General features: G+C 71.8%; 22 protein-coding genes and 1 pseudogene. 12 read left to right on the top strand and 11 right to left on the bottom strand.

Translation table 11 applies throughout. From position 1 onward, the window contains the following. Positions 1 to 48 precede the first annotated feature (48 nt). Genes KO353_RS10725 through KO353_RS10715 form a run of 3 tightly spaced genes read left to right on the top strand, consistent with a single transcriptional unit; the run spans position 49 to position 4,374 of the window. Entirely contained in the window at positions 49 to 1,083 is a 1,035-nt protein-coding gene (locus tag KO353_RS10725; RefSeq protein ID WP_218284683.1) for an ABC transporter substrate-binding protein, read from the top strand. 26 nt (positions 1,084 to 1,109) lie between these two features. Next, positions 1,110 to 3,320 carry an ABC transporter permease gene (locus KO353_RS10720; RefSeq protein WP_218284682.1) on the top strand — a complete coding sequence of 737 codons (2,211 nt, stop codon included), beginning with the start codon at positions 1,110 to 1,112 and terminating at the stop codon, positions 3,318 to 3,320. Between the two features lie 22 nt (positions 3,321 to 3,342). Next, positions 3,343 to 4,374 carry an ABC transporter ATP-binding protein gene (locus KO353_RS10715; RefSeq protein ID WP_218284681.1) on the top strand — a complete coding sequence of 344 codons (1,032 nt, stop codon included), beginning with the start codon at positions 3,343 to 3,345 and terminating at the stop codon, positions 4,372 to 4,374. A 6-nt stretch (positions 4,375 to 4,380) separates the two neighbouring features. On the opposite strand, the gene KO353_RS10710 is transcribed toward KO353_RS10715, so the two are convergent. Next, a complete protein-coding gene (locus tag KO353_RS10710) occupies positions 4,381 to 5,550 on the bottom strand; it encodes an NAD(P)/FAD-dependent oxidoreductase (protein ID WP_218284680.1) in 1,170 nt (389 codons plus the stop codon). Positions 5,551 to 5,605: 55 nt separating this feature from the next. Between KO353_RS10710 and KO353_RS10705 the strand changes: the two genes are divergently transcribed. After that, on the top strand, positions 5,606 to 6,541 hold the full coding sequence (locus KO353_RS10705; RefSeq protein WP_218284679.1) for an ornithine cyclodeaminase family protein: 936 nt from the start codon (positions 5,606 to 5,608) through the stop codon (positions 6,539 to 6,541). 31 nt (positions 6,542 to 6,572) lie between these two features. Here the strand turns inward: KO353_RS10705 and KO353_RS10700 are convergent, their stop codons facing one another. Further along, positions 6,573 to 7,925 carry a hypothetical protein gene (locus KO353_RS10700; protein ID WP_218284678.1) on the bottom strand — a complete coding sequence of 451 codons (1,353 nt, stop codon included), beginning with the start codon at positions 7,923 to 7,925 and terminating at the stop codon, positions 6,573 to 6,575. A gap of 128 nt (positions 7,926 to 8,053) precedes the next feature. On the opposite strand from KO353_RS10700, the gene KO353_RS10695 reads away from it, so the two are divergent. Both KO353_RS10695 and KO353_RS10690 read left to right on the top strand, forming a co-directional pair. Then, positions 8,054 to 8,632 carry a flavodoxin family protein gene (locus KO353_RS10695; protein ID WP_218284677.1) on the top strand — a complete coding sequence of 193 codons (579 nt, stop codon included), beginning with the start codon at positions 8,054 to 8,056 and terminating at the stop codon, positions 8,630 to 8,632. Between the two features lie 48 nt (positions 8,633 to 8,680). After that, complete coding sequence (locus tag KO353_RS10690) at positions 8,681 to 9,952, top strand: glutamate-5-semialdehyde dehydrogenase (RefSeq protein ID WP_218284676.1); 1,272 nt, start codon at positions 8,681 to 8,683, stop codon at positions 9,950 to 9,952. A gap of 24 nt (positions 9,953 to 9,976) precedes the next feature. Here KO353_RS10690 and KO353_RS10685 read toward each other — a convergent pair whose 3' ends face one another. Both KO353_RS10685 and KO353_RS10680 read right to left on the bottom strand, forming a co-directional pair. Continuing rightward, complete coding sequence (locus tag KO353_RS10685) at positions 9,977 to 11,587, bottom strand: ABC transporter substrate-binding protein (RefSeq protein WP_235691804.1); 1,611 nt, start codon at positions 11,585 to 11,587, stop codon at positions 9,977 to 9,979. Positions 11,588 to 11,632: 45 nt separating this feature from the next. Further along, a complete protein-coding gene (locus KO353_RS10680; RefSeq protein ID WP_218284675.1) occupies positions 11,633 to 12,508 on the bottom strand; it encodes a diacylglycerol/lipid kinase family protein in 876 nt (291 codons plus the stop codon). Positions 12,509 to 12,701: 193 nt separating this feature from the next. On the opposite strand from KO353_RS10680, the gene KO353_RS10675 reads away from it, so the two are divergent. Continuing rightward, entirely contained in the window at positions 12,702 to 13,511 is an 810-nt protein-coding gene (locus KO353_RS10675; protein WP_218284674.1) for a UDP-2,3-diacylglucosamine diphosphatase, read from the top strand. A 53-nt stretch (positions 13,512 to 13,564) separates the two neighbouring features. Then, positions 13,565 to 14,590, top strand: a complete 1,026-nt coding sequence (locus KO353_RS10670) for a glycosyltransferase family 4 protein (RefSeq protein WP_218287354.1) — start codon at positions 13,565 to 13,567, stop codon at positions 14,588 to 14,590. Here the strand turns inward: KO353_RS10670 and KO353_RS10665 are convergent. Both KO353_RS10665 and KO353_RS10660 read right to left on the bottom strand, forming a co-directional pair. Further along, a pseudogene (locus tag KO353_RS10665) lies at positions 14,580 to 15,065 on the bottom strand (MipA/OmpV family protein); the annotation flags it as partial. The gene KO353_RS10670 and the pseudogene KO353_RS10665 sit on opposite strands and share 11 nt — an antisense overlap. Positions 15,066 to 15,089: 24 nt before the next feature. Further along, the gene (locus KO353_RS10660; protein ID WP_218284673.1) at positions 15,090 to 15,407 is read right to left on the bottom strand and encodes a hypothetical protein; all 318 of its coding nucleotides are present in this window, start codon (positions 15,405 to 15,407) and stop codon (positions 15,090 to 15,092) included. Between the two features lie 332 nt (positions 15,408 to 15,739). On the opposite strand from KO353_RS10660, the gene KO353_RS10655 reads away from it, so the two are divergent. From KO353_RS10655 to KO353_RS10640, 4 genes are read left to right on the top strand one after another with little or no spacing between them, the layout of a single operon-like run. Continuing rightward, the gene (locus KO353_RS10655) at positions 15,740 to 16,423 is read left to right on the top strand and encodes a lysophospholipid acyltransferase family protein (RefSeq protein ID WP_218284672.1); all 684 of its coding nucleotides are present in this window, start codon (positions 15,740 to 15,742) and stop codon (positions 16,421 to 16,423) included. 35 nt (positions 16,424 to 16,458) lie between these two features. Then, complete coding sequence (locus KO353_RS10650; RefSeq protein ID WP_235691803.1) at positions 16,459 to 17,745, top strand: 3-deoxy-D-manno-octulosonic acid transferase; 1,287 nt, start codon at positions 16,459 to 16,461, stop codon at positions 17,743 to 17,745. 8 nt (positions 17,746 to 17,753) lie between these two features. Beyond that, complete coding sequence (lpxK, locus tag KO353_RS10645) at positions 17,754 to 18,782, top strand: tetraacyldisaccharide 4'-kinase (RefSeq protein ID WP_218284670.1); 1,029 nt, start codon at positions 17,754 to 17,756, stop codon at positions 18,780 to 18,782. Then, positions 18,779 to 19,693, top strand: a complete 915-nt coding sequence (locus KO353_RS10640; protein ID WP_218284669.1) for a lysophospholipid acyltransferase family protein — start codon at positions 18,779 to 18,781, stop codon at positions 19,691 to 19,693. The genes lpxK and KO353_RS10640 overlap by 4 nt, the downstream gene beginning before the upstream one ends. Before the next feature lie 33 nt (positions 19,694 to 19,726). Here KO353_RS10640 and KO353_RS10635 read toward each other — a convergent pair whose 3' ends face one another. The 5 genes from KO353_RS10635 to xseA all read right to left on the bottom strand — a co-directional run bounded on the left by KO353_RS10635 (position 19,727) and on the right by xseA (position 24,286). Then, positions 19,727 to 21,199: a methyl-accepting chemotaxis protein gene (locus KO353_RS10635; protein WP_218284668.1), complete on the bottom strand. Its 1,473-nt coding sequence runs from the start codon at positions 21,197 to 21,199 to the stop codon at positions 19,727 to 19,729. After that, positions 21,199 to 21,507 carry a hypothetical protein gene (locus KO353_RS10630; RefSeq protein ID WP_218284667.1) on the bottom strand — a complete coding sequence of 103 codons (309 nt, stop codon included), beginning with the start codon at positions 21,505 to 21,507 and terminating at the stop codon, positions 21,199 to 21,201. The genes KO353_RS10635 and KO353_RS10630 overlap by 1 nt, the downstream gene beginning before the upstream one ends. Positions 21,508 to 21,608: 101 nt before the next feature. Continuing rightward, positions 21,609 to 21,980 carry a cupin domain-containing protein gene (locus KO353_RS10625; protein ID WP_218284666.1) on the bottom strand — a complete coding sequence of 124 codons (372 nt, stop codon included), beginning with the start codon at positions 21,978 to 21,980 and terminating at the stop codon, positions 21,609 to 21,611. 21 nt (positions 21,981 to 22,001) lie between these two features. Continuing rightward, positions 22,002 to 22,820 (bottom strand): M23 family metallopeptidase, encoded by an 819-nt coding sequence (locus tag KO353_RS10620; protein ID WP_218284665.1) that lies wholly within the window; start codon positions 22,818 to 22,820, stop codon positions 22,002 to 22,004. Continuing rightward, a complete protein-coding gene (xseA, locus tag KO353_RS10615; protein ID WP_218284663.1) occupies positions 22,817 to 24,286 on the bottom strand; it encodes an exodeoxyribonuclease VII large subunit in 1,470 nt (489 codons plus the stop codon). The genes KO353_RS10620 and xseA overlap by 4 nt, the downstream gene beginning before the upstream one ends. Positions 24,287 to 24,339 lie beyond the last annotated feature (53 nt).

The following is a 24,339-nucleotide window of genomic DNA, read 5'->3' as shown; positions in this document are numbered from 1 at the left end:
AACAACAGAAACCGGGCAGGTGAGAAGACGCCCATGATGGAGGACCGCATGTCTCGGAGACCGCTTCTCTTGGCCCTGCTCACTGCCGGCGGGGTCACCGCCCTCGCGCCGCTGCCGGCGAACGCGCAAGGCAGCCTCGTCGTGTACTGCTCGGTGCAGGAGGAGTGGTGCCGGCCGATGATGGCGGCGTTCGAGCGCGCGACGGGGATCCGAGTCGCGATGACGCGCAAGAGCTCCGGCGAGACGCTGACGCAGATCCGCGCCGAAGCGAGCAACCCGCGCGGCGACATCTGGTGGGGCGGGACGGGAGACCCGCACATACAGGCGGCGGAGGAGAACCTCACCATCGAGTACCGCTCGCCACGGCTCGCCGAGCTTCACCCCTGGGCGGTGCGCCAGGCCGAGCAGACCGGCTTCCGAACCGTCGGGATCTATGCCGGCGCGCTCGGCTACTCCTACAACACGCGCGAGCTCGCGCGCCGGGGGATCGCTGCGCCGCGCTGCTGGGCTGATCTGATCAAGCCCGAGTTCCGCGGCGAGGTGCAGGTGGCCGACCCGAACACCTCCGGCACGGCCTACACGATGCTCGCGACCCTCGTGCAGCTGAAGGGCGAGGAGCCGGCCTTCGCGTTCCTGCGCGCCCTGCACCGGAACGTGAACCAGTACACGCGCTCGGGCGCGGCACCGGCGCGCGCCGCCGCCACGGGCGAGACGCTCGTTGGCATCACCTTCCTGCACGATGCGGTGACGCAGAAGGTCGGCGGCGCGCCGGTCGAGCTCGTCGCCCCGTGCGAGGGAACGGGCTACGAGATCGGCTCGATGTCGATCATTCGCGGAGCGCGCAACCTCGAGCAGGCGAAGCGGTTCTACGACTGGGCGCTGAGCGCCGAGGCGCAGGCGATCGGCGCCGAGGCGAAGTCCTACCAGCTGCCGTCGAACCGGGCCACACCGATCCCGCCCGAGGCGCCGCGCTTCGAGAACGTCCGGCTGATCGACTACGACTTCGCCCGTTGGGGCAGCGCGCAGGAGCGTACGCGCCTGCTCGACCGCTGGCAGCGCGAGGTGCGCGCCGCCGCGCGCTGAGCGGGCGCTGAGCCGCTCCCGGAACGATGGGGGACTTGGCAAGCATCGGGCGGGTCGCTCTCCTCGGCGCCGTTCTCGGGCTCATGCTCCTGCCCTGGCACGGGCTTGAGCGCGGCCTTGCCGACCTCGCCGCGTGGCCGCACCCGCCCGCCGCCCCGCTCGCGCTCCTGCTGGCCGACGGCACGCGCTGGTGGCTCTGGCCGATCGTTCCGCTGCTCGTGCTCGCCGCGCTCGCGCTTCGGCGCGACCGGCCCCGCGGCGGCCTGCTCGCCGCCTCGGGTGCCGGGGTGATCGTCTGGACCTTCGCGATGGGCGAGGCGATCACCCTCTCGGGGCTCGAGTGGGGGTGGCTTGCGCCGCTCCTTGGAACGCCGCCGCCGCAGCCGGCGCTCGGGTGGGGAGCGCTCGCGCTGCTTGCGGGCGCAACCGGCCTGATCGGCGCAGGCCTTGCGGCGCGCGGCGGCTTCGGGGCGGACGGGTTCGTCGGTTTCCTCGTGGTCGGCAGTGCACTCCTGCTGCTCGTGTTCGTGTTCGCGCCTCTGCTCACCGTCCTCTCCGCCGCGATCCTCGAGGATGGCCGCCTCGCCCCCGCCGTGCTCGTCGCACGCCTCGCCGCGCCGGAGGCCTGGAGCCTCGCCTGCCTCGCCTCCCACCAGGGCTGCGGTGTCGTCTGGAACACGCTCGCGCTCGCCACACTCACCGCGCTGATCTCCACCCTGATCGGGCTCGCCTTCGCCCTGCTTGCGGTTCGCGGCGGCGTGCGCGCGCTGCCGCTGTTCCGGGCGCTGACGATCCTGCCGCTCATCACGCCGCCCTTCGTGGTGGCGATGGCGCTGATCGTGCTGTTCGGCCGCACCGGGATCGTCACCACCGCTCTCTGGGACTGGTTCGACATCCCGCGCAGCCGCTGGATTTACGGGCTGCCGGGCGTGCTGCTCGCGCAAGTGCTGGCGCAGGCTCCGATCGCCTTCCTGCTGCTCGACGGGGCCTTGCGCGCCATCGCGCCAAGCCTCGAGGAGGCGGCGGCGACGATGGGGGCGAGGCGGTTCGCGGTGTTCCGAACCGTCACCTGGCCGCTGCTCAGGCCCGCTCTTGCCGCGGCGTTCCTGCTCGGCTTCGTCGAGAGCCTCGCCGATTTCGGCAACCCGCTCGTGCTCGGCGGCGACTTCGATGTGCTCTCGACACGGATCTTCTTCGCCATCGCCGGCGCCCGTCACGAGCCAGGCCGGGCGGCGGCGCTCGCTCTTCTGCTGCTCGCCCTGACCTTCGGTGCCTTCGCCCTGCAGGCTCTGTGGCTCGGCCGACGGCGCTACACCACCGTCACCGGCAAGGGCGAGTCGGGCCTCCCCGCCCCGCTTCCCGAGGGCCTGAAGCTCGCCTGCGGCGTGATCGCATGGCCCTGGATGGCGTTCACCGCCGTCGTCTACGGCATCATTCTCGTCGGCGGCTTCGTGCACGACATCGGGCGCGGCGACATGACCTTCACCTGGCGGCACATGATCACGGCCTTCGAGATGGAGTGGCGCGACGGGCTCGCTCTGCGCGGCGCGGCGTGGGACAGCCTTCTGACGACGATCGAGGTCGCGGCGATCGCCGCTCCGATCACCGCCTTCCTCGGCATCCTGCTCGCGTGGCTGATCGCGCGGCAGGACTTCCGCGGCCGACGCACCCTCGAGTTCATGACGATGCTGTCCTTCGCCATTCCCGGCACGGTCGTGGGCGTGTCGTACATCCTCGCCTTCAACGTGCCGCCGATCGAGCTCACCGGCACCGCAACCATCCTCGTGCTCTGCTTCGTTTTCCGGAACCTTCCCGTCGGCGTCCGCGGCGGGATCGCGGCGCTTGCGCAGATCGACCGCTCGCTCGACGAGGCGTCGGCGACGATGGGGGCTTCCGCCCTCGATACGCTGAGGCGCGTGGTTCTGCCGCTCCTGCGACCTGCCATCATCACCGCTCTCGCCTTCAGCTTCGTGCAGGCGATGACGGCCGTCTCGGCAGTGATCTTCCTCGTCTCGGCGCGGCACAACCTCGCCACCGTCTACATCGTCGGCCGGGTAGAGGCCGGGGAGATGGCGCTCGCGATCGCCTATTCGACGGTTCTGATCTTCATCATGCTCGCGGTGGTGCTCGGCATCGACCGCGTCGTCGGCCGGGCGCAGCTCGGGCGTCGCGCCGCGGCGGAGCCGGGGCAAGCCTTCGCCCCCGTCGCCGCCACGCCGGCCCGCGCCGGGGCGTGACCGCTCGCGCGGAGAGAGGGCGATGACCGCAGACGCCGTGGTCTTCGAGCGCGTGAGCAAGAGCTTCGGCGCGGTGCGCGCGGTTGATGACGTGTCCTTCGCCCTGCCGCGCGGCGCGCTCGTGACCCTGCTCGGCCCCTCTGGCTGCGGCAAGACGACCACGCTGCGCCTGATCGCCGGGCTCGAGCTTCCCACGCGTGGCAGGATCGAGATCGCCGGGCGGGACGTCACACGGCTTGCCGCGGCCGAGCGCCGGATCGCGATGGTGTTCCAGTCCTACGCCCTGTTCCCGCACATGACCGTGGTCGAGAACGTCGCCTACGGCCTCGTGGTGGGGGGCGCGCGCAGGACGGAGGCGGAGGCGGAGGCGGGCGCGATGCTTGCCTCGCTCGGCCTCGAAGGGCTCGGGCAGCGCCTTCCGGCGGAGCTCTCGGGCGGCCAGCAGCAGCGCGTGGCGGTGGCACGCGCGCTCGTGCTCAGGCCGGAGGTGCTCTTGTTCGACGAGCCGCTGTCGAACCTCGATGCGCGTCTGCGGCGGCGCGTGCGCGAGGACATCCGCGACCTGCAGAAGCGGCTCGGCCTCTCCGTGATCTACGTCACGCACGACCAGCAGGAGGCCCTCGCCGTGTCCGATCTCGTCTGCGTGATGCGGTCGGGGCGGATCGCGCAGATGGGCACGCCGACCGAGCTCTACGACGACCCGGCCGACGCCTTCGTTGCCGATTTCATGGGAGAGGCGAACGTGATCGCGGGCGAGGTGCTGGGGCCCGGCCGGATCGTCCTCGGCGGCACCACGCTCGAGGCGGCGATGCGCGACCACCCGCCCGGCCCCGCACAGATCGCGGTGCGGCCCGAGGCGGTCTCGCTTCGGCGCGAGGGGGAGGGGCTCAAGGGTCGCGTTAGCCGTGCGGCGTTTCTCGGCCAGACGCGCGAATACGAGGTGGAGACCGATGCCGGAACGATCTTCGTCGTCACGCCCGCTTCAGCGGAGGCCTTCGCCCCGGGCGAGGCGGTGATCTGCCGGCTGGAGCGGGTGATTCCGTTGCGCGGCTGACGCGCGCTAGACGACGTTCCGCTCGATCAACGGGCGGTTCTCGGCCAGACGCGCGGGCGAGAGCGGAGAGAGGTCGAGCGTGAGATAGCGCCCGTGCGCGGCAAGCTCGGCGAGCCCCCGCCCGATCGCCGGCGCCTGCTGCAGACCGTGGCCGGAGAAGCCGCAGGCAAAGAGAAGGTTCGGCACGTCGGGCGCGGCGCCGGCGAAGGCGTTCTGGTCGAAGAGGTTCATGTCGTAGTGGCCGGCCCAGGCGCGCTCGAGCCTCAGCCGCTCGAAGGCGGGCACGCGCGCGGCGAGTGTGGGCCAGACCGTCTCCTCGAACTCGCCCATGTTCGGCTCGAAATCGTCCGGCGCCGCATCCGGGTCGCGCTCCTCGGGCGGCGAGACGCCGCAGATGAAGCCCTTTCCCTCCGGCCGAACCCAGACGCCTATGGGGTCGATCAGAAGCGGGAAGCGCGGCAGCGCGTCGGGGCAGAGAACGTGGAACACCGTCCGCTTGCGCGGCCGCACGGGAAGAGCGAGCCCCGCCGTCTCGAGCAGAGGGGCTGCCCCGGTGCCGGCCGTGACGACCACCGTTCCGGCGTCGATCTCCGAGCCGTCGGCGAGCGCCACCCCGCGCGCGCGTGCGTCCGAGACCAGGATCCGCGTCACCTCCGCCGTGCGCCACGCCACGCCGGCCGCGCGGCTCGCCCGTCGCATCGCCTGCATCACGCCGAAGCCGTCGAACCAGCCTTCGCCCGTCCGGCCCCATGTGCCGGCGGAGAGGCCGTCGATGTTGAGCCATGGGAATGTTTCGGCGAGCGCCGCAGGCTCGAGCCAGGCGATGTCGGCCCCTTCGGCGATCTGCACCGCATGGTTCCGGCGAAGCGCTTCCCGCCCCGCCTCGGTCGCGAGGAACAGGTAGCCGCCCTCGTGCAGCCCTGCGTCCACGCCGAGCACGGCGGGCGCCTCGCGCAGGAGCGCGATTCCGTAGCCCGAGAGGCGGACATTGATCGGGCAGGAGAACTGCCTCCGGATCGAGCTCGCGGAGAGGGCGGTCGCGGCGCGTGCGTAGGACGGGTCCTTCTCGAGCACGAGCACCGAGCCGCGGAACAGCGGGTCGCGCGCGAGGTACCAGGCGACGGAGGCGCCGACCGCGGCACCGCCGACGATCACCACATCGAAGCGTTCGGTCATGCCGGCGAGGGTAGCGCGGCTTGAGGGGAGAGGAACCCCCGTCCATCATCGGTGGATGCGTGTGATCGATTCCGCCTCGCTTGCCGCCCTCACCCCCTATCGCGCGCTCGTCGAGGCGCTCGCCCGCGGCCTCGCGCGCCCGGTCGTGAGCCCGCCACGGATGCATCTCGACCCGACGGGAGACGGGGACGCGCTCCTGCTCATGCCCGCCTGGAGGGTGGACGGGCTGATGGGGGTGAAGCTCGTCACCGCCTATCCGGGCAATGCCGCGCGCGGGCTGCCGGCGGTGGCGGCGAGCTACACCGCCTTCGAGCAGCGGACGGGGGAGATGATCGCGGTGCTCGACGGCACGGAGCTGACGGCGCGTCGCACCGCGGCGGCAGCGGCGCTCGCGGCGCGTTGGCTCGCGCGCCCCGGCTCGCGCCGCCTTCTCGTCATCGGCACAGGCGCGCTCAGCCTGCCGCTCGCGCGCGCCCATTTCGCCGTCATTCCGGGCCTCGCCGAGGTGAGGGTGTGGGGACGGGTCGCGGCGAAAGCGTCGCGCGCGGCCGAGCAGCTCGCCTCGGAAGGCATTCCTGCTGCGCCGGCGGGAGCGCTCGCCGAGGAGGTGGGCGCCGCCGACATCATCGTCACCGCGACGACCGCGACAGAGCCCCTGATCGAGAGCGCGTGGGTGCGGCCCGGCGCCCATCTCGGCCTCATCGGCGCCTTCACCCCGGCGATGGCGGAGGCCGAGCCTGCCCTGCTCGCACGCGCCGAGCTCTGGGCCGATGACTGCGAGGCGGTCCTCGCCAAGGGAGGAGAGGTGGTGCAGGCGATCGCCGCCGGGATTATCGCGGCGGAGGCGGTGCGCGGCGACCTCGCCGCCCTCGCCCGCGGCCCGGTCCCGGAGCGTCAGCCCGATGCGATCACCGTGTTCAAGTCGGTCGGCTTCGCAGCACTTGACCTCGTCGCCGCCGAGCTCGCGCTTGGCCGCCTGCCGCCTGGCTGAGCGTTCGCATTCGGCGGCGGGCCGAGCCGCCTCAGGCAGAGCCGGCCCACGCGGCTTCCCTGGCCCAGGCGGCACGCTTCGCGGGCGGCGTGCTGAACCGGGCCTCTGACCAGGCGAGCGCCTCCTGCGCCGCCGCCCGGTCACCGGCCGCGACCGCAGCATCGAGATACACCTGCCAGAGCACATCCTGCTGCGCATGGCTGCCGCCGAGCTCCGCCATGCGCCCGGCGACGGGGCGGAGAAGCGCCAGAGCCCGGGCGGGATCTCCCCGCCCGGCGGCGAGGATCGCCTCCGCGACCGGAAGGGCGACCTCGCGGACAGTGATCGCGTTCTGGTCCTCGCCGGCCGCCGCGGCGCGCGCTGCGGCGAGCCATCGCGCCGCAGCGTCCCAGCGTTCCGCCCCGACGAGAGCCATCATCCAGTGCGGCAGGGTGAAGGCGGAGAGGATGTCTCCCGCCCGCGCCTCCGCCTTGTCGGCGAGTTCCTCCCAGCGATCGCCAGCGGGAATGCCAAGGCGCCGCAAACGCCACAGGATCGAGGCGGCGTTCTGGACGTCGATGTAAAGATCGGGGTGAGACGCTGTGAGCGGCGAGGCGAGGTTGCGGAAGCGCCTGTCATAAAGGCAGAGCACCGTCTCCGTCGCGCCCAGCTGCAGGTGGAACAGCGCGCGGTGCCACCAGAGGTGATGCTGGATCTGGTTCGCCCCCTCCCAGTTCGGCTCGAGCGCCTCCGTCCAGGCAATCCCCTCCTCCTCGCGCCCTGTCATCTCGAGCACATGGGCGACCGCATGCGCCGCCCAGGGATCGGCGGGGTCCGCCGCGACGGCGGCGCGGCCGTCGCGCTCGGCGGCGTCGTGGTCGCCGCACTCCTCGGCAGCGAAGGCGAAGCAGCCAAGCATCGCCGGGAAGGCAGGCATATCGGGTCCCCAGGCAGGCCGGACGGCCTCGGCCGCGGCCCGCATCTCGGCGGGCCGACCGAGCCAGAAGGCGACGAAGTGGTGCAGCCGGAAGGCGAGAACGTCCTGCGGGTGCGCGGCGAGGATCTCCCGCCATGTGGCAAGCGCCCGGTCGAGCTCCCCCTCGGCCCAGGCGGAGAGCGCCGCGGCGTGGGCACGCTCGCGCAGGGTGGCTTGGGCAGCGAGGCGCGAGGCCGCCTCGGCCGCCGCCCGGGCGGCCGGAAGCTGAGCGGCGTTGAAGGCGAGCAAGCCGAGGGCGCCCTTCAGCACCTGCGCGAGCGGCGCCTCGGGATCGGCCGCCGCGAGCGCCTTGACCCGCGCCGGCGCATCGGCCCGGTAGCGGAGAAGGCCTGACACGGCATGGTCGAAGGCCGCCGCCGCCTCGTCCGAGGCCATGGTCACGGCAAGCCCTAGGGCGTCCTTGGGCATGATCAACCCCTCGCGTGATCGGCCTGGCGAATGGCGATGATCGCCCTCCGCCCCTTTGCCTGACCTCGTGATCGTGGCACAGAGCGCGGCCCGAGCGCAGTCCCCTTTCATCGCTGAGGAGTGCTTCCATGGCTTCGATCGCCATCGTCTTCCACAGCGGCTATGGCCATACCGCCGCCGTCGCCGAGAGCGTGCGCGCCGGCGCCGCCGCCGTGCCCGGAGCCACCGTGTCGCTCATCCGCATCCAGAATGACGGCACAATCACGGACGCCGAGTGGGCGACGCTCGATACGGCGGATGCGATCGTGTTCGGCGCGCCAACCTACATGGGCAGTGCCTCCGGCCCCTTCAAAACCTTCGCCGACGCCACCTCGAAGGTGTGGATGCGCGGCGGGTGGAAGGACAAGTTCGCCGCAGGCTTCACCAACAGCGGCTCCTGGGCCGGCGACAAGCAGGTGACGCTGATCCAGATGGTCACGCTCGCGGCCCAGCACGGGATGCTGTGGATCCCGCTCGGCATGATGCCCGGCTTCAACTCGAGCAAGGGCAGCCCTGCGGATCTCAACCGGACCGGCCATTTCCTCGGCCTCGGCACCCAGGCGAACGCGGACGAGGGGGCGGATGTCACCCCTCCCGCCTCCGACCACGAGACGGCGAAGGCCTTCGGCCGACGCATCGCCGAGATCACGGTGAAGCATCGCGGCTGAGGCGCGGCGTTTGACAGCGAGGCGGCCGCGCGTCTTCATCCCCCGCCGATGAACGTGATCACACCCCACGCCGACGCTGCCGCCGCCTTCGCCGCCCAGGCGAAGGCGGCGCGCTCGGCTGCGCACACGCTCGCACGCCTCTCCCCGGCGGTGAAGGAGGCGGGCTTGCGCGCCGCCGCCGCGGCGATCCGCCGCCAGGAGGGCGCAATCCTCGAGGCCAATGCGCGCGACCTCGCCGCCGTGACCGACCGGCCGGCGAGTTTCGTCGACCGTCTGACGCTGACGCCCGCGCGCCTTGAGGCGATGGCGCGCGGGGTAGAGGAGGTCGCCGCCCTGCCCGACCCTGTGGGCGCGGTGCTCGCCGAGTGGACACGCCCGAACGGGCTCCGGATCCGCCGTGTCGCCACACCGCTCGGCGTCATCGGCATGATCTTCGAAAGCCGCCCGAACGTCGCGGCCGATGCGGCAGCGATCGCCGTCAAGAGCGGCAACGCGCTGATCCTGCGCGGCGGGTCGGAGAGCCTGGCGAGTGTGACCGCGATCCACGCGGCGATCACGGAGGGATTTGCGGAAGCCGGGCTACCCGAGGCGTCGGTTCAGGTCGCGCCCACGGCCGACCGCGCCTATGTCGCGGCGATGCTCGCGGGCGGCGGCCTCGTCGACGTGATCATCCCCCGTGGCGGCAAGGGGCTTGTCGAGCGCGTCCAAGCCGAGGCGCGCGTTCCCGTGCTCGCGCACGCCGAGGGGCGCTGCCACACCTTCGTGCACCGCGCGGCGGACCTGGCGAAGGCGCGGGCGATCGTGGTCAACGCCAAGCTCCGGCGCACCGGCGTGTGCGGCGCGACCGAGACGCTTCTTGTCGACCGGGCAGTGGCGGAGACGCATCTGCCGCCGATCATCGCCGACCTCGCCGCGCGCGGCTGCAGCTTCCGCGCCGATGCGGCGGCGCGCGCGATCTGCCCGGAGCTTCCGGCGGCGAACGCCGAGGATTTCGACACCGAGTGGCTCGACGCCGTGCTCTCGGTCGCGGTCGTCGATGGCGTCGAGGGGGCGATCGCGCACATCCTGCGCCACGGCTCAGAGCACACGGATGCGATCATTACCGAGGACGCAGCGGCGGCGGAGGCGTTCCTCGCCGGAATCGACAGCGCGATCGGAATCGTGAACGCCTCGACCCAGTTCGCCGATGGCGGCGAGTTCGGCTTCGGCGCGGAGATCGGCATCGCAACGGGCCGGATCCATACGCGCGGGCCGGTCGGGCCGCAGCAGCTCACCACCTTCCGCTATCACGTGTACGGAACGGGCCAGATACGCCCCTGAGCGCCCGCTCCCACCGCCCGGTCCCTACTCGACCTTCACTGTCCTGCCAAAGACGAGATTGTCGGCGCGGTGCGTCACCATCACGTTCGCCTTCATCGCGAACGGGATCATCAGGTGGTAGAGCGGGATGTGCCCGTACTCGGCGTTGTGGATCCGCTGCGCCTCGTGGATGAGCGCGATGCGGCGCGCCGGCGCGGTCTCCGCCTCGACCTCCCGGATCAGGGCATCGACGCGCGGGTTCGAGTACCCGCCCCAGTTCCATGAGCCGCCGCCGGCGAGAGCGCGCGTCATCATGATGCCGCGAAACGTGTAGAGCGCATCGAAGGTCGGAACGCCCCAGGTGAGGCCGTAGAAGCTCATGTCCTCCTGCTGCAGCTTGCGGAAGAACACCGCGCTCGGCACGGTGTTGAGCCGGATTTGGATGCCGACCTGGGCGAGCATCCCCGCGATCGCCTGGCAGACCTCGTCATAGGCGCCGACGGGGCAGTCGAGCGTCACCTCGAAGCCCTGTGGATAGCCGGCCTCGGCGAGCAGCCTCCGCGCCCGGTCGCGGTCCACCGGCGGGCGTCGTGCGAAGGCTTCGTCATAGCCGGTGACGAACTGTGTCCACATGCTCGCCGTCGGCACGGCGTGGCCGCGAAGCACGCGCGACCGGATCGCCTCGACATCGATCGCGATCGCGATCGCCTCGCGCACGCGCACGTCCTTGAACGGGTTTCGGCCTTTGACATTGGAATAGAGGAGCTCGTCGCGCGCCTGGTCCATCGCCAGCCACATCGTCCGGTTCTCCTGTCCGATCAGGACCTTCAGACGGGGGTCGCGCTGCAGCCGAGCGACGTCCTGGGCCGGGACGGTGTGCACGAAATCGACCTCGCCCGAGAGGAGAGCGGCGATCCGGGTCGCATCGGAGGCGATCACCACATGCTGCCACTCCGTCACGTCGTTCGGCCCCGGAGGGCCGCCCCACCAGCGCGGGTTGCGCACGAGAACGGTGCGCTGGTCGGGCTCGCGCGAGCGCAACACGAAGGGGCCGGTGCCGTTGGCGTTGCGCGCCGCGAAGCTCTCCTCGCGGTCGCGCAGGTTCTGCGGCTGGGCGGAACGGTTCGCCTCCGTCCACTCCCTGTCCATGAGGAGGATGCGGGTGAGCTTGTCTGGGATCACCGCGTCTGGCACGCGGGTGACGATGTCGACCACGTGGGACGAGACCCTCTCGGCATGGCTCACCGTGTCGACATAGATCGTGAAGTTCGAGGTGGGGGCGAGGGTGCGGGCGATGGTGAAGACGACGTCGTCGGCGTCGAAGGCATTGCCGTTGTGGAACGTAACACCCTCGCGGAGCCAGAAGCGCCAGCGCCTCGGCTCGATCTGCTCCCAGCGGAGTGCGAGCGCGGGCTCGAGCTTGAGCGCGTCGTTGCGGTGGATCAGGCTCTCGTAGATCTGGCCGGTGATCAGATAGGTGGTGAAGGCGTTGTTGGCGTGCGGGTCGAGCGTGACGGCGTCGGAGGTGGTGGCGAAGCGGAACTGTTTTGCCTCCGGTGCGGCCGTTCCCGCGAGCAGGATCGCGACAGAGAGACCCGCCACACGCCACACCCTTCGCATCTCCACCTCCCAGCGCCACGTCCCGGAAGCGATCATCCTCAGCTGATCATTGCCGTGCCGCAAGGGGTCGGCCAGGGAACGTCACGCGGGGACGATCACCTCCAGTGACGCAGCCATCGCGCCGACCGTCACCGGCGTACGGCCGATCAGATCGCCATCCGCCTGGACCGGGAGCCCGGGCGGCCCAAGCACGTCGAGGCGCCCGACGGGGCGCGCGGCGAAGCCTGGAAGACGCGGCACGAGCCCGAGCGGAAGGGCGAGCCCGGCGAGGAGCGCGGCCCAGAGGCCGCCCTGTTCGAACAGGCAGGCGACGAGGCCCGGGCGGTCGGGCGAGGCACCGGGGGCGATCACGAAGCGCCCGCCGTACAAGCGCCCCTTGGTCGCGATCACCTGGGCCGCCTCGGCCGGCGCGCCGTCGAGCGCGAGCGCCAGCCGCGGAAACCTCCAGGCGGCGAGCTGGCGCAGCGTCTCAACCACGTAGGCACCCTTGCCGATCCGGCGTTTGAGGGCGGTGTCGAGAGCGGCCACCACGGCTGCGTCGAACCCCACCCCGAGCATCTGGAGGAACAGCCGCTCCCGCCCGTCGGCGAAGCGCGCGAGGCCGGGCAGAACCGTGCGTGTCCGCGCCGCCGCAAGCGACGCTGCGATCGCCGCCGGAGCGAACGGAAGCCCGAGCTCGTGCGCGAACACGTTCGCGGTGCCGGTCGGGATCACCCCGAGAAGGGTGTTGGAGCCCGCGATGCCGTTCGCCACCTCGGCGATCGTGCCGTCGCCGCCGGCTGTGACCACGACGCGCGCGCCGCGCGTGGCCGCCTCGCGCGCGAGACGCTCGGCATCGCCCGGAGCGACGGTCTCGGCGAGCGTGACGCGGATCCCCGCGTCCGAGAGCGCTGCGACCACGCGCTCGAGGCGCCGGCGGCGGCGCGAGCCGGCGGCCGGGTTGACGATCAGAAACACGCAGACAGCGGGGCCAACGCCGGGCCGCCGCGCGAAGAGGTCAAAATATCCACAGATCGTTGCGGAGCGATGACACGAGCGGGACGGCTTGATTACGTCGTTTTGTTGAACCGTTTCATGAAATGTTCATGGCAAACCTCGGTTTTCGGTGGGTAGAGGGAGGCACCGAAGACAGTCCGAGGCGTCTCGCCGCATGACCGTCCAGTCGCCCACGACCCGCTACCGCACCGTCTTCATCTCCGACCTTCATCTCGGCACGCGCGGCTGCCGGTCGGATTTCCTCGCCGATTTCCTTCGCCGCACCGAGTGCCGCACCCTGTTCCTCGTGGGCGACATCGTCGATGGCTGGCGTCTGAAGCGCTCCTGGTACTGGGACGGGATTCATGACGAGGTGGTGCGGCTGATCCTCGCCAAGGCGAAGAACGGAACCGAGGTGATCTACATCCCAGGGAACCACGACGAGCTGTTCCGCGCCTGGATGCCGCTCGACTTCGCCGGCGTGAAGCTGCGCGAAGAGGCAGAGCACGTGACGGCGGACGGGCGGAGGCTTCTGATCATGCACGGCGATGAGTTCGACAGCGTCGTCCGCTACGCCCGCTTCCTCGCCGTGCTCGGCGACTGGGCCTATACCGTGGCCCTCGTGCTGAACCGCTGGTTCAACGCTGTCCGCCGCCGTCTCGGCTACCCCTACTGGTCGCTTTCGGCCTGGGCGAAGCGCCAAGTGAAGGGGGCGGTGAAGGCGATCGACCGGTTCGAGCGCGCGCTCGCCCAGGAGGCGCGCCGGCGCGGCTTCGACGGCGTCGTCTGCGGCCACATTCACCACGCAGAGATGCGCGAGGTCGACGGCATCCTCTACCTCAATGACGGGGACTGGGTGGAGAGCTGCACCGCTCTGGTCGAACACCACGACGGCAGGCTCGAGCTGATCGACTGGGCGGCGCAGAACCGGCTCTCGCACTGGCGCGTGGCGCCTCAGCGCGCCGCCGTCCCGGTGCCGGCGTGACCGCCGCCGCGGCCGACGAGGACGGCCTTCCCTTCTTCTCCCCGCCAGGCCCGGTGCGGATCCTGATCGTCTCGGATGCATGGACGCCGCAGGTCAATGGCGTGGTGCGCACCCTCGCCACCGTGCGCGACGAGCTCGCCGCGATGGGACACGCGGTCGAGGTCGTTGGCCCGGACCGGTTCCTGACCATCCCCGCTCCGTCGGAACCGGACGTTCGGCTCGCGGTGCTTCCCGGCCGACGGCTTCGGCGGATCATCGACGCCTTCGCTCCCGATGCGATCCACATCGCGACCGAAGGACCGCTCGGGCTTGCGGCGCGGCGGATCTGCCTCCGCCGCGGCTGGCCCTTCACCACCGCCTTCCACACCCGCTTCCCAGAATACCTCAAGGCGCGGCTCGGCGTGCCCGAGCGCATGACCTGGGCGCTGATGCGCCGCTTCCACCGCCCCTCCTCCGCCGTGCTCACCGCCACCGCCTCGCTGCGCGAGGAGCTCGTCTCGCGCGGCTTCGCCAATGTCGCCGCCTGGACGCGTGGGGTCGATCTCGGGCTGTTCCGACCGCGCGAGCGGGGACAGCTCAACCTGCCCCGCCCGGTATTCCTTTATGTCGGGCGCGTGGCGGTGGAGAAGAACATCGAGGCCTTCCTCGGCCTCGACCTGCCCGGCTCGAAGGTCGTGGTGGGGGACGGGCCGCTGCGCCAGGCGCTCGAGCAGCGTTTTCCGAAAGCGCATTTCCTCGGCGCGAAGTTCGGCGAAGAGCTCGCCGCTGCCTATGCGGAGGCGGATGTGTTCGTCTTCCCCTCGCTGACTGACACCTTCGGCCTCGTCATCGTCGAGGCGCTCGCCTGCGGCACGCCGGTCGCGGCCTTCCCGGTCACAGGCCCAAAGGACGTGATCGACGGCGCGCCGGTGGGTGTGCTGGATAACGACCTGCGCGCCGCGGCACTCGCCGCCCTTGGCCTCGACCGCGCGGCGTGCCGCCATTTCGCCGAAGGCTTCTCCTGGCGGCGCACGGCCGAGATCCTGCTCGAGCGCCTCGCGCCGATCGATCGCTCTGCCGAGCCGCGCCCTACCAGCTGAACCGGTAGCTCAGCCCGAGCCCGAAGAAGGCCTGCGTCGCCGACCCGCGCTGATCGACGATCGGGCTGTCGGCGGCGCGGTCGAGAAGCTGGCTCACCTCGACGCGAGCGATCGCCGCGGCACGGTCGGCGAAGCGCCAGGTCAGCATGCCGGCAAGCCCGACATCCTTCACCCCCGATCCCGGGCTGGAGAGGCGATAGCCCGAGCGTGCCGCCTGCTCCGGTGTGACACCGAAATAGGCCTGCAGGAACTGGCTGTCGCCCCAGGTGATGTTCGGCCCGATCGAGTAGCTCCAGCGCTCCCCGAGGCGCCCGCCATAGCCGACCGAGGCATGAGCGGCGAACCCGCGATGGCCGCCTCCGTTGAGCCCCTGCACGGCGGTGACGTTCACCACGAAGCCGCCGCCCTGCCAGCGGAGAAAGGCGCCGCCCTCAAGCGTGCCGCCGACATCGCCGCGTCCCTTCAGCGCATCATTGTCATCCTGGTCGCGGCCGAAGCGTTAGCGTAGGAGAGGGCCTGCGGCGAAGCCGCCGCCGCGCAGCACCGAGACGCCGAGGCCGTCACGCGAGGACAGGAAGAAGAGGTCGCGGAAGCGGAGGTCGATGAGCGGCGCGCCGAACCCGGCGAGGTCATCCGAGCCCTCGTCGTCCGGGCGTATGCCCCCCAAAGCCCCGAGGGTCAGCGTCCAGGAGGGCGGTGTCGGAATGCCGATCGTCTCGCCGCGCTGGAGGAGCCCCTGCGCGGCCGCGGGGGCCGAGGCGAGGGACGCGACAAGGACAAGCCCGGCCGCACCGGCGGCGGGACGGTGCAACACCATGACGTCTCTCCTGCCCGGCAGAAGAGAGGATTGCGCGAACACTGGCCTGCGGGCGGGCTGGCGCAACCGGCATGGACGCTGCGCTCGCGACAGTGTGTTGCGTCGCCGCGGATGCCGCGGGACGGCGCCTCCCCAGGGCCGTGCCGGTCGCGCTCGGCCGTGTCACCGCCTCGTGGTCGAGGCTCGGCACGGAGTGCCGGGCATCCGCCCGGTCGCGGCGTTTGGGAGCGAGAAGCCTCGTCGGGTTGGCGGCCGAACCCTCCCGTGCTACCCGCGCCGCCGACGCGCCCTCGTCGCTGCCGCGCCGCCACGGCGCGATGCGCCCTCGCCGCATGCTGAAGCACCTGCTCCGCCACCCGCGCACCCTCGCCCTCGCCGCCGCCCTGCTCGCGCGCCACCTGCACATCGTCGCCGCGACGACACGTTGGTCGGTCACGGGCCGCGAGCGGGTCGAGGCGCTGCGGGGCAGGCCGCTGATCGGCGCCTTCTGGCACGAGCAGCTCGCCCTGGCCCCGGCGATCGCGTGGGACTGGTCGGGGTCGCAAAGCGACACGGGCATCACCGTTCTCGTCTCGCGGCATCGCGACGGGCGGCTGATCGGGGATGTGGTGGCGCGGCTTGGGCTCGACGTCGCGTACGGCTCGTCACGCCGCGGCGGGGCGGCGGTGTTCCGCGAGGCGCAGCGCGTGCTGGCGGAACGGCGAGCGGTGGCGATCACGCCCGATGGCCCGCGCGGGCCGCGGCGCGTCGCCCAGCCTGGGGTCGCGCGGCTGGCACGGCTGACCGGCGCGGCGGTCATCCCGCTCGGCGTGGCGGTGTCGCGCGCCCGCCGGCTCGGCTCGTGGGACAGGATGATCCTGCCCCTCCCCCTTGGCCGCGGCGCGATCGTCTATGGTGAGCCGGTCCTGCCCGAGCAGGCGGAGACAGAGGAGGCGATGCTCGGGCGGATCGCGAGCGGCATGTCCGAGGCGGCCGACGAGGCGGCGCGGCGCGCCGGGCTTGCGGTGGCGCCGTGACGGTGGCGCTCAGCCTCTGGCAGGCGGGCACAACCGTGGCCGCCCCTCTTCTGCCGCTCTGGCTCAGGCGCAGGGCACGCCGCGGCAAGGAGTTCCCCGCGCGACTTGCCGAGCGTCGCGGCATCGCCGCGCTTCCGCGCCCGGCGGGGACGCTCCTGTGGCTGCACGCGGCATCGGTCGGAGAGAGCCTCTCCGCGCTTCCTCTCCTCGAGGCGCTGAAGGAGAAGCGGCCGAGGCTATCCGTTCTGGTCACCACCGGCACCGTCACCTCCGCCCGTCTGCTCGCCCGCCGCCTCGGCGGCGAGGGGGCACGGCCCGAGGACTCCGGTGAGCTGCCGGTCTCGCCCTGGCTGATCCACCAGTTCGTGCCGCTCGACGTCCGCGCCTGGTGCGACCGCTTCCTCGACCACTGGCGCCCCGATGCGGCGGTATTCGTCGAGAGCGAGATCTGGCCCGTGATGCTCGCCGCGCTACGGGCGCGTCGTGTGCCTGCGGCGCTGGTCAACGCCCGACTGTCGTCACGCTCCACCGCACGCTGGGCCTGGGTGCGAGGGCTGGCAGCCGAGGCGCTCTCGAGCTTCGCCGTGATCCTCGCCCAGAGCCGCGCCGATGCCGCCAGGCTCTCCGCGCTGTCGGGCAGGACGGTCTCCTCGCCCGGCAACCTGAAGCTCGCCTCACCTCCTCTGCCGGCCGACCCGGCGGAGCTCGAGCGGCTTTCCGCCATCATCGGCGACCGTCCGGTCTGGGTCGCAGCAAGCACCCACGCAGGCGAGGAGGAGCAGGTGCTGGCCGCCCACGCCGCCGCCCTCGCCGCTGCGCCGAACCTTCTGCTTATTCTCGTTCCGCGCCACCCCGAGCGGGGCGAGGCGGTGGCCGCCCTTGCCGCAGCGTTCGGCTTCGCGGCGGGGAGGCGCAGCCGACGCGAGGACCCTGCCGGTCCTGTCTGGATCGCCGACAGCTTGGGCGAGCTCGGCCTCTGGTACAGGCTCGCGCGCGGCGCCTTTGTGGGCGGCTCGCTCGTGCCGCACGGAGGCCAGAACCCGCTTGAGCCCGCTCGCCTCGGCCTGCCGGTGGCGTTCGGGCCGCACACCGCCAATTTCGCCGAGGTGGCGAAGGATCTCATCGACGCCGGCGCGGCGACACGGGTTGCGGATGTCTCCGGCCTCGCCGCCTGGCTACAACGGCTGGTTGCGGAGCCTTCCTGGGCGGCACAAGCGGGAGCCGCCGCCCGCGCCGCCGCCGCCCGCGGCACCGAGGCGCTGGACCTGACCCTCGCTGCGCTGCTACCCCTTCTGCCCGAGCAAGGCTGCACGGCGGAGTAGCAGAACCGATGCTTCGCGCACCTGCATTCTGGCTTCCGGGCCGGAGGGGTCTCGCGCCGCTTCTCCTCTCGCCCGTCTCCGCGATCTACGCCCGCGCCACGGCGCGGCGCGTGGCGCGCCCAGGCTGGAGGGCACCCGTTCCCGTGATCTGCTGCGGCAACGTTACCGCCGGCGGAGCGGGAAAGACGACCGTCGCGCTCGACCTCATCTGCCGCCTCTCGGCACGCGGCCTCACCCCCCATGCCCTGATCCGCGGCTATGGCGGCACCGCGAAAGGCCCGCTCCGGGTCGAGCCAGACCGTCACGACAGCCGCGCGGTCGGCGACGAGGCGCTTCTGCTCGCGAAACACGCGCCGACTTGGGTGGGCGCCGATCGCGCGGCAAGTGCGCGCTGTGCCGTCGCGGCCGGGGCGGACGCGATTGTGATGGATGACGGGCTGCAGAACCCCACGCTCGAGAAGTCGCTGTCGCTGCTCGTCATCGACGGCAGCTTCGGCTTCGGCAACGGGCGGGTGATCCCGGCCGGGCCGCTGCGCGAGCCGGTCGCGGCGGCGGCGGCGCGCGCCCATGCGGCGGTGCTGATCGGTGAGGACGAGACGGGCGCGCGCTCCCTGCTTCCCGCGCATCTGCCGGTGCTGCGCGCGCGGCTGGTTCCGGGTCCGGACACCGCAGCGCTCGCGCGCCGGCCGGTGTTCGCCTTCGCCGGAATCGCCAACCCGAGCAAGTTCTTCGACACGCTGTCGGAGGCCGGTGCCATCATGGTCGGGCGCCGCACCTTCGCCGACCACTACCCCTATGATGATGCCGACATCGAGGCGGTTCTCGCCGAGGCGGAGGCGCTTGCCGCCCTGCCCGTGACCACGCGCAAGGACATCGTGCGCATTCCCGCACGTTTCCATGACCGGATCGCGGTCTCCCGGGTCGGCCTCGCCTGGGACGACCTCGAGGCCCTGGAGGCGCTGCTCGCGCCGCTCTTCCCCCCGAAGCCCGCGCCAAGGGAGATCGCGCCGCCCGACCCTGCCGCCTGCACGGCATGAGTTCTCCAGGGCTCGGCACACGCCTCCGCTGGCGGGCGGAGGCGTGGGCGGTGCGCGCGGTATTCGCCCTGTCCCGGGCTCTGGGCCCGGTGCGGGCCTCCAATCTCGGCGGCCGGGTGGCGCGACTGGTCGGCCCGCTCCTTCCCGTCAGCCGAGTGGCGGAGCGCAATCTCGCGATCGCCTTCCCCGACCGTGACGCCGGCTGGCGCCGCGCCACGATCCGCGACGCCTGGGAGAATCTCGGGCGCGTGACGGCGGAGTATCCGCATCTTGGGAACCTGAAACGGTCCGCCTCGGGGCCAGGGTGGGAGATCGCGGGGGAGGCGGTGCTGCGCGAGGTCGCCGCCCGGGGCGGGCCCGCGATCTTCATCTCCGGCCATCTCGGCAACTGGGAACTCCTCCCGCCCGTGGTCGGCCATTTTGGAATCGCAATGTCCTCGGTCTACCGCGCGCCGAGCAACCCCTTCGTCGACGCGATGATCCTGCGCTGCCGCGAGGCGGCGCTCGCCCCGCTCGCCGCGCCGCTCTTCCCGAAGGGCGCGCACGGCGCGCGGGCGATGCTCGCGCATCTCCGCCGCGGCGGTTTCCTCGGCATGCTCGTCGACCAGAAGATGAATGACGGCATCGCCGCGCGCCTGTTCGGCGTCCGGGCGATGACCGCACCGGCTCTCGCCCAGCTCGCGCTCCGCTTCCGCTGCCCGGTTGTGCCCGGGCGAAGCCTGCGCATCGGGCCCGCGCGCTACCGGTTCGAGGCCGAACCACCCCTGACGCTGCCGGAGAGCGGCGACCGGGAGGCCGACATCGCCGCCCTCACCCAAGCCGTGAACGACACGCTGGAGCGCTGGATCCGCGACCGCCCGGGCGAATGGCTCTGGCTGCACCGGCGCTTCGACAAGGCGCTCTATCGCTGAGCGGCCCCGTAGCTCGGACGGGCGCTCATTCCCTCAGGCTGCGCGCAACGTCGCAAGGAAGGAGCCGAGCCGATTCGACAGCATCGCCGTCGTTTCCGACAGAACCCGCGCACTCTCGCGCGTACGGTCGGCAAGTCGATCGTTCTCCGCAGCTACCCCGGAGAAAGGTGCGATCGCTGCGCTGCTCTCCGCCGTTCCGTCCGCGGCCGCCTCGATCGCCCGTCCGATCTCGCCGATCGCGGCGGCCTGCTGTTCCATCGCTGCGGCGATCGCCGAGGCGATGCCGTCGATCCGCCTGACGACGCCGATGATCTCGGCCACGGCCCTGCCGGTGTCCTCGGTCGCGGCCTGCATGGCGGCGATCTCACGGGTGATCTGCTCTGTCGCCCGTGCGGTCTCGGCGGCGAGGCCCTTCACCTCGTTCGCCACCACCGCGAACCCCTTGCCCGCCTCGCCGGCGCGGGCCGCTTCGATCGTCGCATTCAGAGCGAGCAGGTTGGTCTGCCCCGCAACACCGTCGATCATGTCGGCAACGGAACCGATCCGTTTCGCCGCCTCGGAGAGATTCGCAACCGTCCATTCGACCATGCCCGCGCTGCGTGCTGCCTCGGAGGAAATGCGTGCTGCCTCGCCGATTTGGCGGGTGGTCTCACCGATCGACCCGCTGACCTGCTCGACGGCGGCAGCGGCAGATCGCACCGCGTCGGCAGAGCGCGTCGCCGCCGATGCGGCGCGGTCTGCCTCCGCCCCGGCCCGTGTCGATGCCGCGGCGAGCGCCTCGGCAGACGCATCCATCCGTGCCGCCGCCGCTTCGAGCTCGCCGACGACACCGCCCATCTCGCTCTGGAACCTGTCGGCAACGCCAAGCGCCTGTTCACGCCGAGCCGCCGCCGCACGCTCTGCCTCGGCCTCGCGCTCGGCGGTCAGCCTCGCGACGATCGCCACCTTCTCCTCGGCGTCCCGCGCCGCCCGTTCGGCAGCAGGAATGAGACGGGCGACGCGAGCGGTCAGCCACACGAGCACTCCCGTCTGCAGAACGACGATCAGCGCGTGCAGGACAACGCGGGAGAGATCCGCACCGACTGGGAAGACGGGCTCCGGCAGCACGACATTGAGCGCCAGGTGATGCACGGCGATGACGGCGGCACCGAGCAGGATCAGGCGCCAGTCGGCATAGGCGGCGAGCATCGCGAGCACCGCGAAGAAGGGCATGTGCAGGTCGATCTGCCACGGGTGTCCCGCGAGCAGGGCCACGAGCTGTGCCGGCACGGCGACGGCTGCGAGCGTCACCGCAACACGGGCGGAGAGCCCGGCGGGATCGTGCCAAACGAGCACCGTTGCAATCGTCGCAGCCGCCGCCGCGAGCCCGAGCGGCAGCCATGGTCGAACGCCCACCGCGATGGCGACAGCCACCGACACCGCAACCGCGAGCCACAACAGGCCGAGAAGCCATCGGCTCGCAGTGGCGCGAAGCAGAGTGAGCGAGTCGAGGGTCGTCGCGGGCATCATCGTCGTCCTTCCGCAGCCGTCGCGCCAGGACACCCCGTCAGAGCATCGGCCCGCAGCATCAGCAACGCCCCGGCGTCGAACAGGCGCGCGGCGAGGTCGCCTTCGCCCCTGACGAGCAGCGACCCGAGCGGACCGGGGGCGATCGGGCGTGCATCTGCTGCGATCGCGCGCGCAAACCCGTCCGGCCCGAACCAGACAAGGAGTGCTGCGTCGGGAACCGGGCGAAGGGCGATCGCCACAGGTCCGCCAAGGCTCAGCGCGGCAAGCAGCCCCAAGGCCACAGGCGTAAGGGACCGCGTCGTCATGTCCCCCGTCCTGGAGCGCCAAGGTTAAAAATGGGGCTTCGCCCCGCGATCGGCGCGACAGAACCCGCGCACACGCTGCCGCAGCCGGACGACGAGGCGCCTCAGCCAGCGCCGAAGCCCTTTCCGGGAATGCGATATTCCGGTCGCGGCGGGCTGAAGATGTCGAGCACCTTGGCCCCTTCCGGTCCCGCCCGCATCGTGTGCGGCACCCCGCCCGGGGTGCGCCAGAAATCGCCCTTGCGCACCGGGATCTCCTCGCCGCCCTGGATCCGCACCGCCGAGCCCTCGAGCAGCACGCCCCACTGCTCCTCTGGGTGCTGGTGAAGCTGTCCTTCCGTGCTGGGAGCGATCGTCACGATCGACAGCATGGCGTGCTCGCCCGCGAAGATCCGCGTCGAGATCCCGGGCGCGAGCTCGCGCAACAGCCCGTCCTCCGGATGGTCGAGGTTGTGGAACTCCTCTCTCTGGCTCACCTCGCTCTCCCTGTTCGCTCGTCAGCTCTGCGGCATGGGCGGCAGCGCCATCTCGGGATCGACCGGGATGCCTCGCCAGCCGATCTCGAAATGAAGATGCGGCCCCGTCACCCGCCCTGTGGCGCCGATCGCGCCGATCGTCTCTCCTTGCGCCACGCGGGCGCCGACGGCCACGTCGAGCCGCGAAAGATGCAGATAGGACGAGGAAACGCCGTGGCCATGGTCGAGGATGATCGTTCCGCCCTGGAAGTAGAGATCGGCTTCGGCGAGACGGACGATGCCGGGCGCGGCGGCGACGACGGGCGTGCCGACGGGACGGGCGATGTCCAGCCCGAGATGCGGCGCGCGCGGCTCCCCGTTCAAGATCCGGCGCGAGCCGAACACGCCGGAGATTCGCCCTGTGGCGGGCCAGATGAAGCCCGCGGCGAACAATGGCTCCAGCGTCTCATGCCGACGCGCAGCACGGATGAGCTCGCGCTCGCGCGCGATCCGCTCGAGCGTCTCGGGAGGCGGCGCGACCATGGCGGGAGGCAGGCCGCTGATCGCCTGCTCGATCCAGGCGCGCCGCGCGACCGCGAGGGTGCGCGTCTCCCGTCTGCCGTCAGGCCATGTGATCGCAAGCGTACTCTCGGGCTTCGCATCGCGGCCGAAGCCGAAGGCGAACTCGCCCGCGCGGCCGACGCGCACGGGCACGCCGTCGAGGCTGAGCCGCGTTCCGGGAGCGGTTCGGCCGCGCACGAACCCCCCTTGGGCGATCGGGCCGGTCCACTCGAGCGCCTGCGCCTCCCCTGCGGCGAGCAGGCAGAGGGCACAGCCGAGGATGCCGCGGCGGCCGATCACAGGAGCGTTCCCTGCGCCGGCTCCGCCGCGTGCTTGCGTGCGGCGCCGTCGGCGGTCGCGCGAACTGTTCCGTCGGCGAAGCGGAGCGCGAGCCTCTGGCCCGGCGAGACGGAAGCGGCGGCGGTGATGGCGGCACCTGCGCTGTCGGTGACGAGAGCGAAACCGCGGCCGAGCACGGCCTGGTAGGAGGCGCCCTCGAGCCGCGCCGAGGCAGCCTCAAGACGCGTGCGGGCTTGCGCGAGAGCGGCCCGGAGCGGCTGGTCGGAGAGGCGAACGCGCGCAAGCTGTAGGTGGCGGCGCTGCGCGAGCGCGGCGAACGCCGCGGGCAGACGCTGCGCGACCAAGGCAAGCGCGCTTCGCCGTGCGGCCACAGCCTCGCGCGGATGCGGCAGACGCGCCGCGAGGGCGGCGAGCGTCACCCGTCGCCGCTGCACGAAGGCGGGCAGGGCGGCGTCAAGACGCGCGCCGCGGTCGTCGAGCCGCTGACGCGCGTTGGCCAGCAGCGCTGGAAGGTCGGGCACCGCACGCGCCGCACGTTCGAGCCTGAGGCGTCGTTCATTCAGAAGCCGCGCAAGCCCTCCCGCGAGACGCGCCTCGAGCCCCTTCACCTCGCGCACGAGCTCAAGCCGCACCGGCACGGCCATCTCCGCCGCCGCGGTGGGCGTCGGCGCCCGCCGGTCGGAGGCGAAGTCGATCAGGGTCGTGTCGGTCTCGTGGCCCACCGCGCTGATCAGCGGGATCGTCGAGGCGGCGGCCGCACGCACCACCACCTCCTCGTTGAAGGCCATCAGGTCCTCGAGCGAGCCGCCGCCTCGGGCGACGATCAGCACATCGGGGCGCGGCACCGGGCCGCCCGGAGAGAGTGCGTTGAAGCCCCTGATCGCCTCCGCCACCTGCTCTGCCGCCCCCTGGCCCTGGACAGCGACGGGCCAGACGAGCACATGGCGCGGAAACCGCTCCGCAAGCCGGTGCAGGATGTCCCGGATCACCGCCCCGCGCGGCGAGGTGATGACGCCGATCACGGAAGGCAGACGCGGCAGCGGCCGCTTGCGCTCGGGCGCGAACAGGCCCTCGGCGGCGAGCCGCTGCTTGAGCTGTTCGATGCGCGCAAGCAACGCTCCGGTTCCGGCATAGTCGAGGCGCTCGATCTGAAGCTGGTAGGTCGAGCGATCCGCATAGGCCGTGAGCCTGCCGGTTGCGACCACCTCGATCCCGTTCTCCGGAACGAGCCCGAGCCGCGGCACGGCGCTCTTCCAGATCACGGCGGCGAGCTTGGCGCTCTCGTCCTTCAGCGCGAGATAGATGTGCCCAGACGGGTAGCGCTTGCACTCGGTGATCTCGCCGCGCACACGCACGCGGCCGAACCGGTCCTCGAGGGTCCGGCGCACGGCGCCCGCGATCTCGGACACCGTGAACTCGGGGATATTCGGCCGCGCCGCCGCGGCGTCAGGGGCGGTCTCTTGCATGCTCGGGAAGCTTATGCCATCGCGCATGGTCGTTTGAAGCCGCGGAGCGATCA

The sequence above is a fragment of the Elioraea tepida genome (genome assembly GCF_019203965.1).
Lineage (GTDB): Bacteria > Pseudomonadota > Alphaproteobacteria > Acetobacterales > Acetobacteraceae > Elioraea_A > Elioraea_A tepida.
The sequence above is the reverse complement of the archived record's forward strand: the minus strand, read 5'-3'. Positions and strand labels throughout refer to the sequence as shown.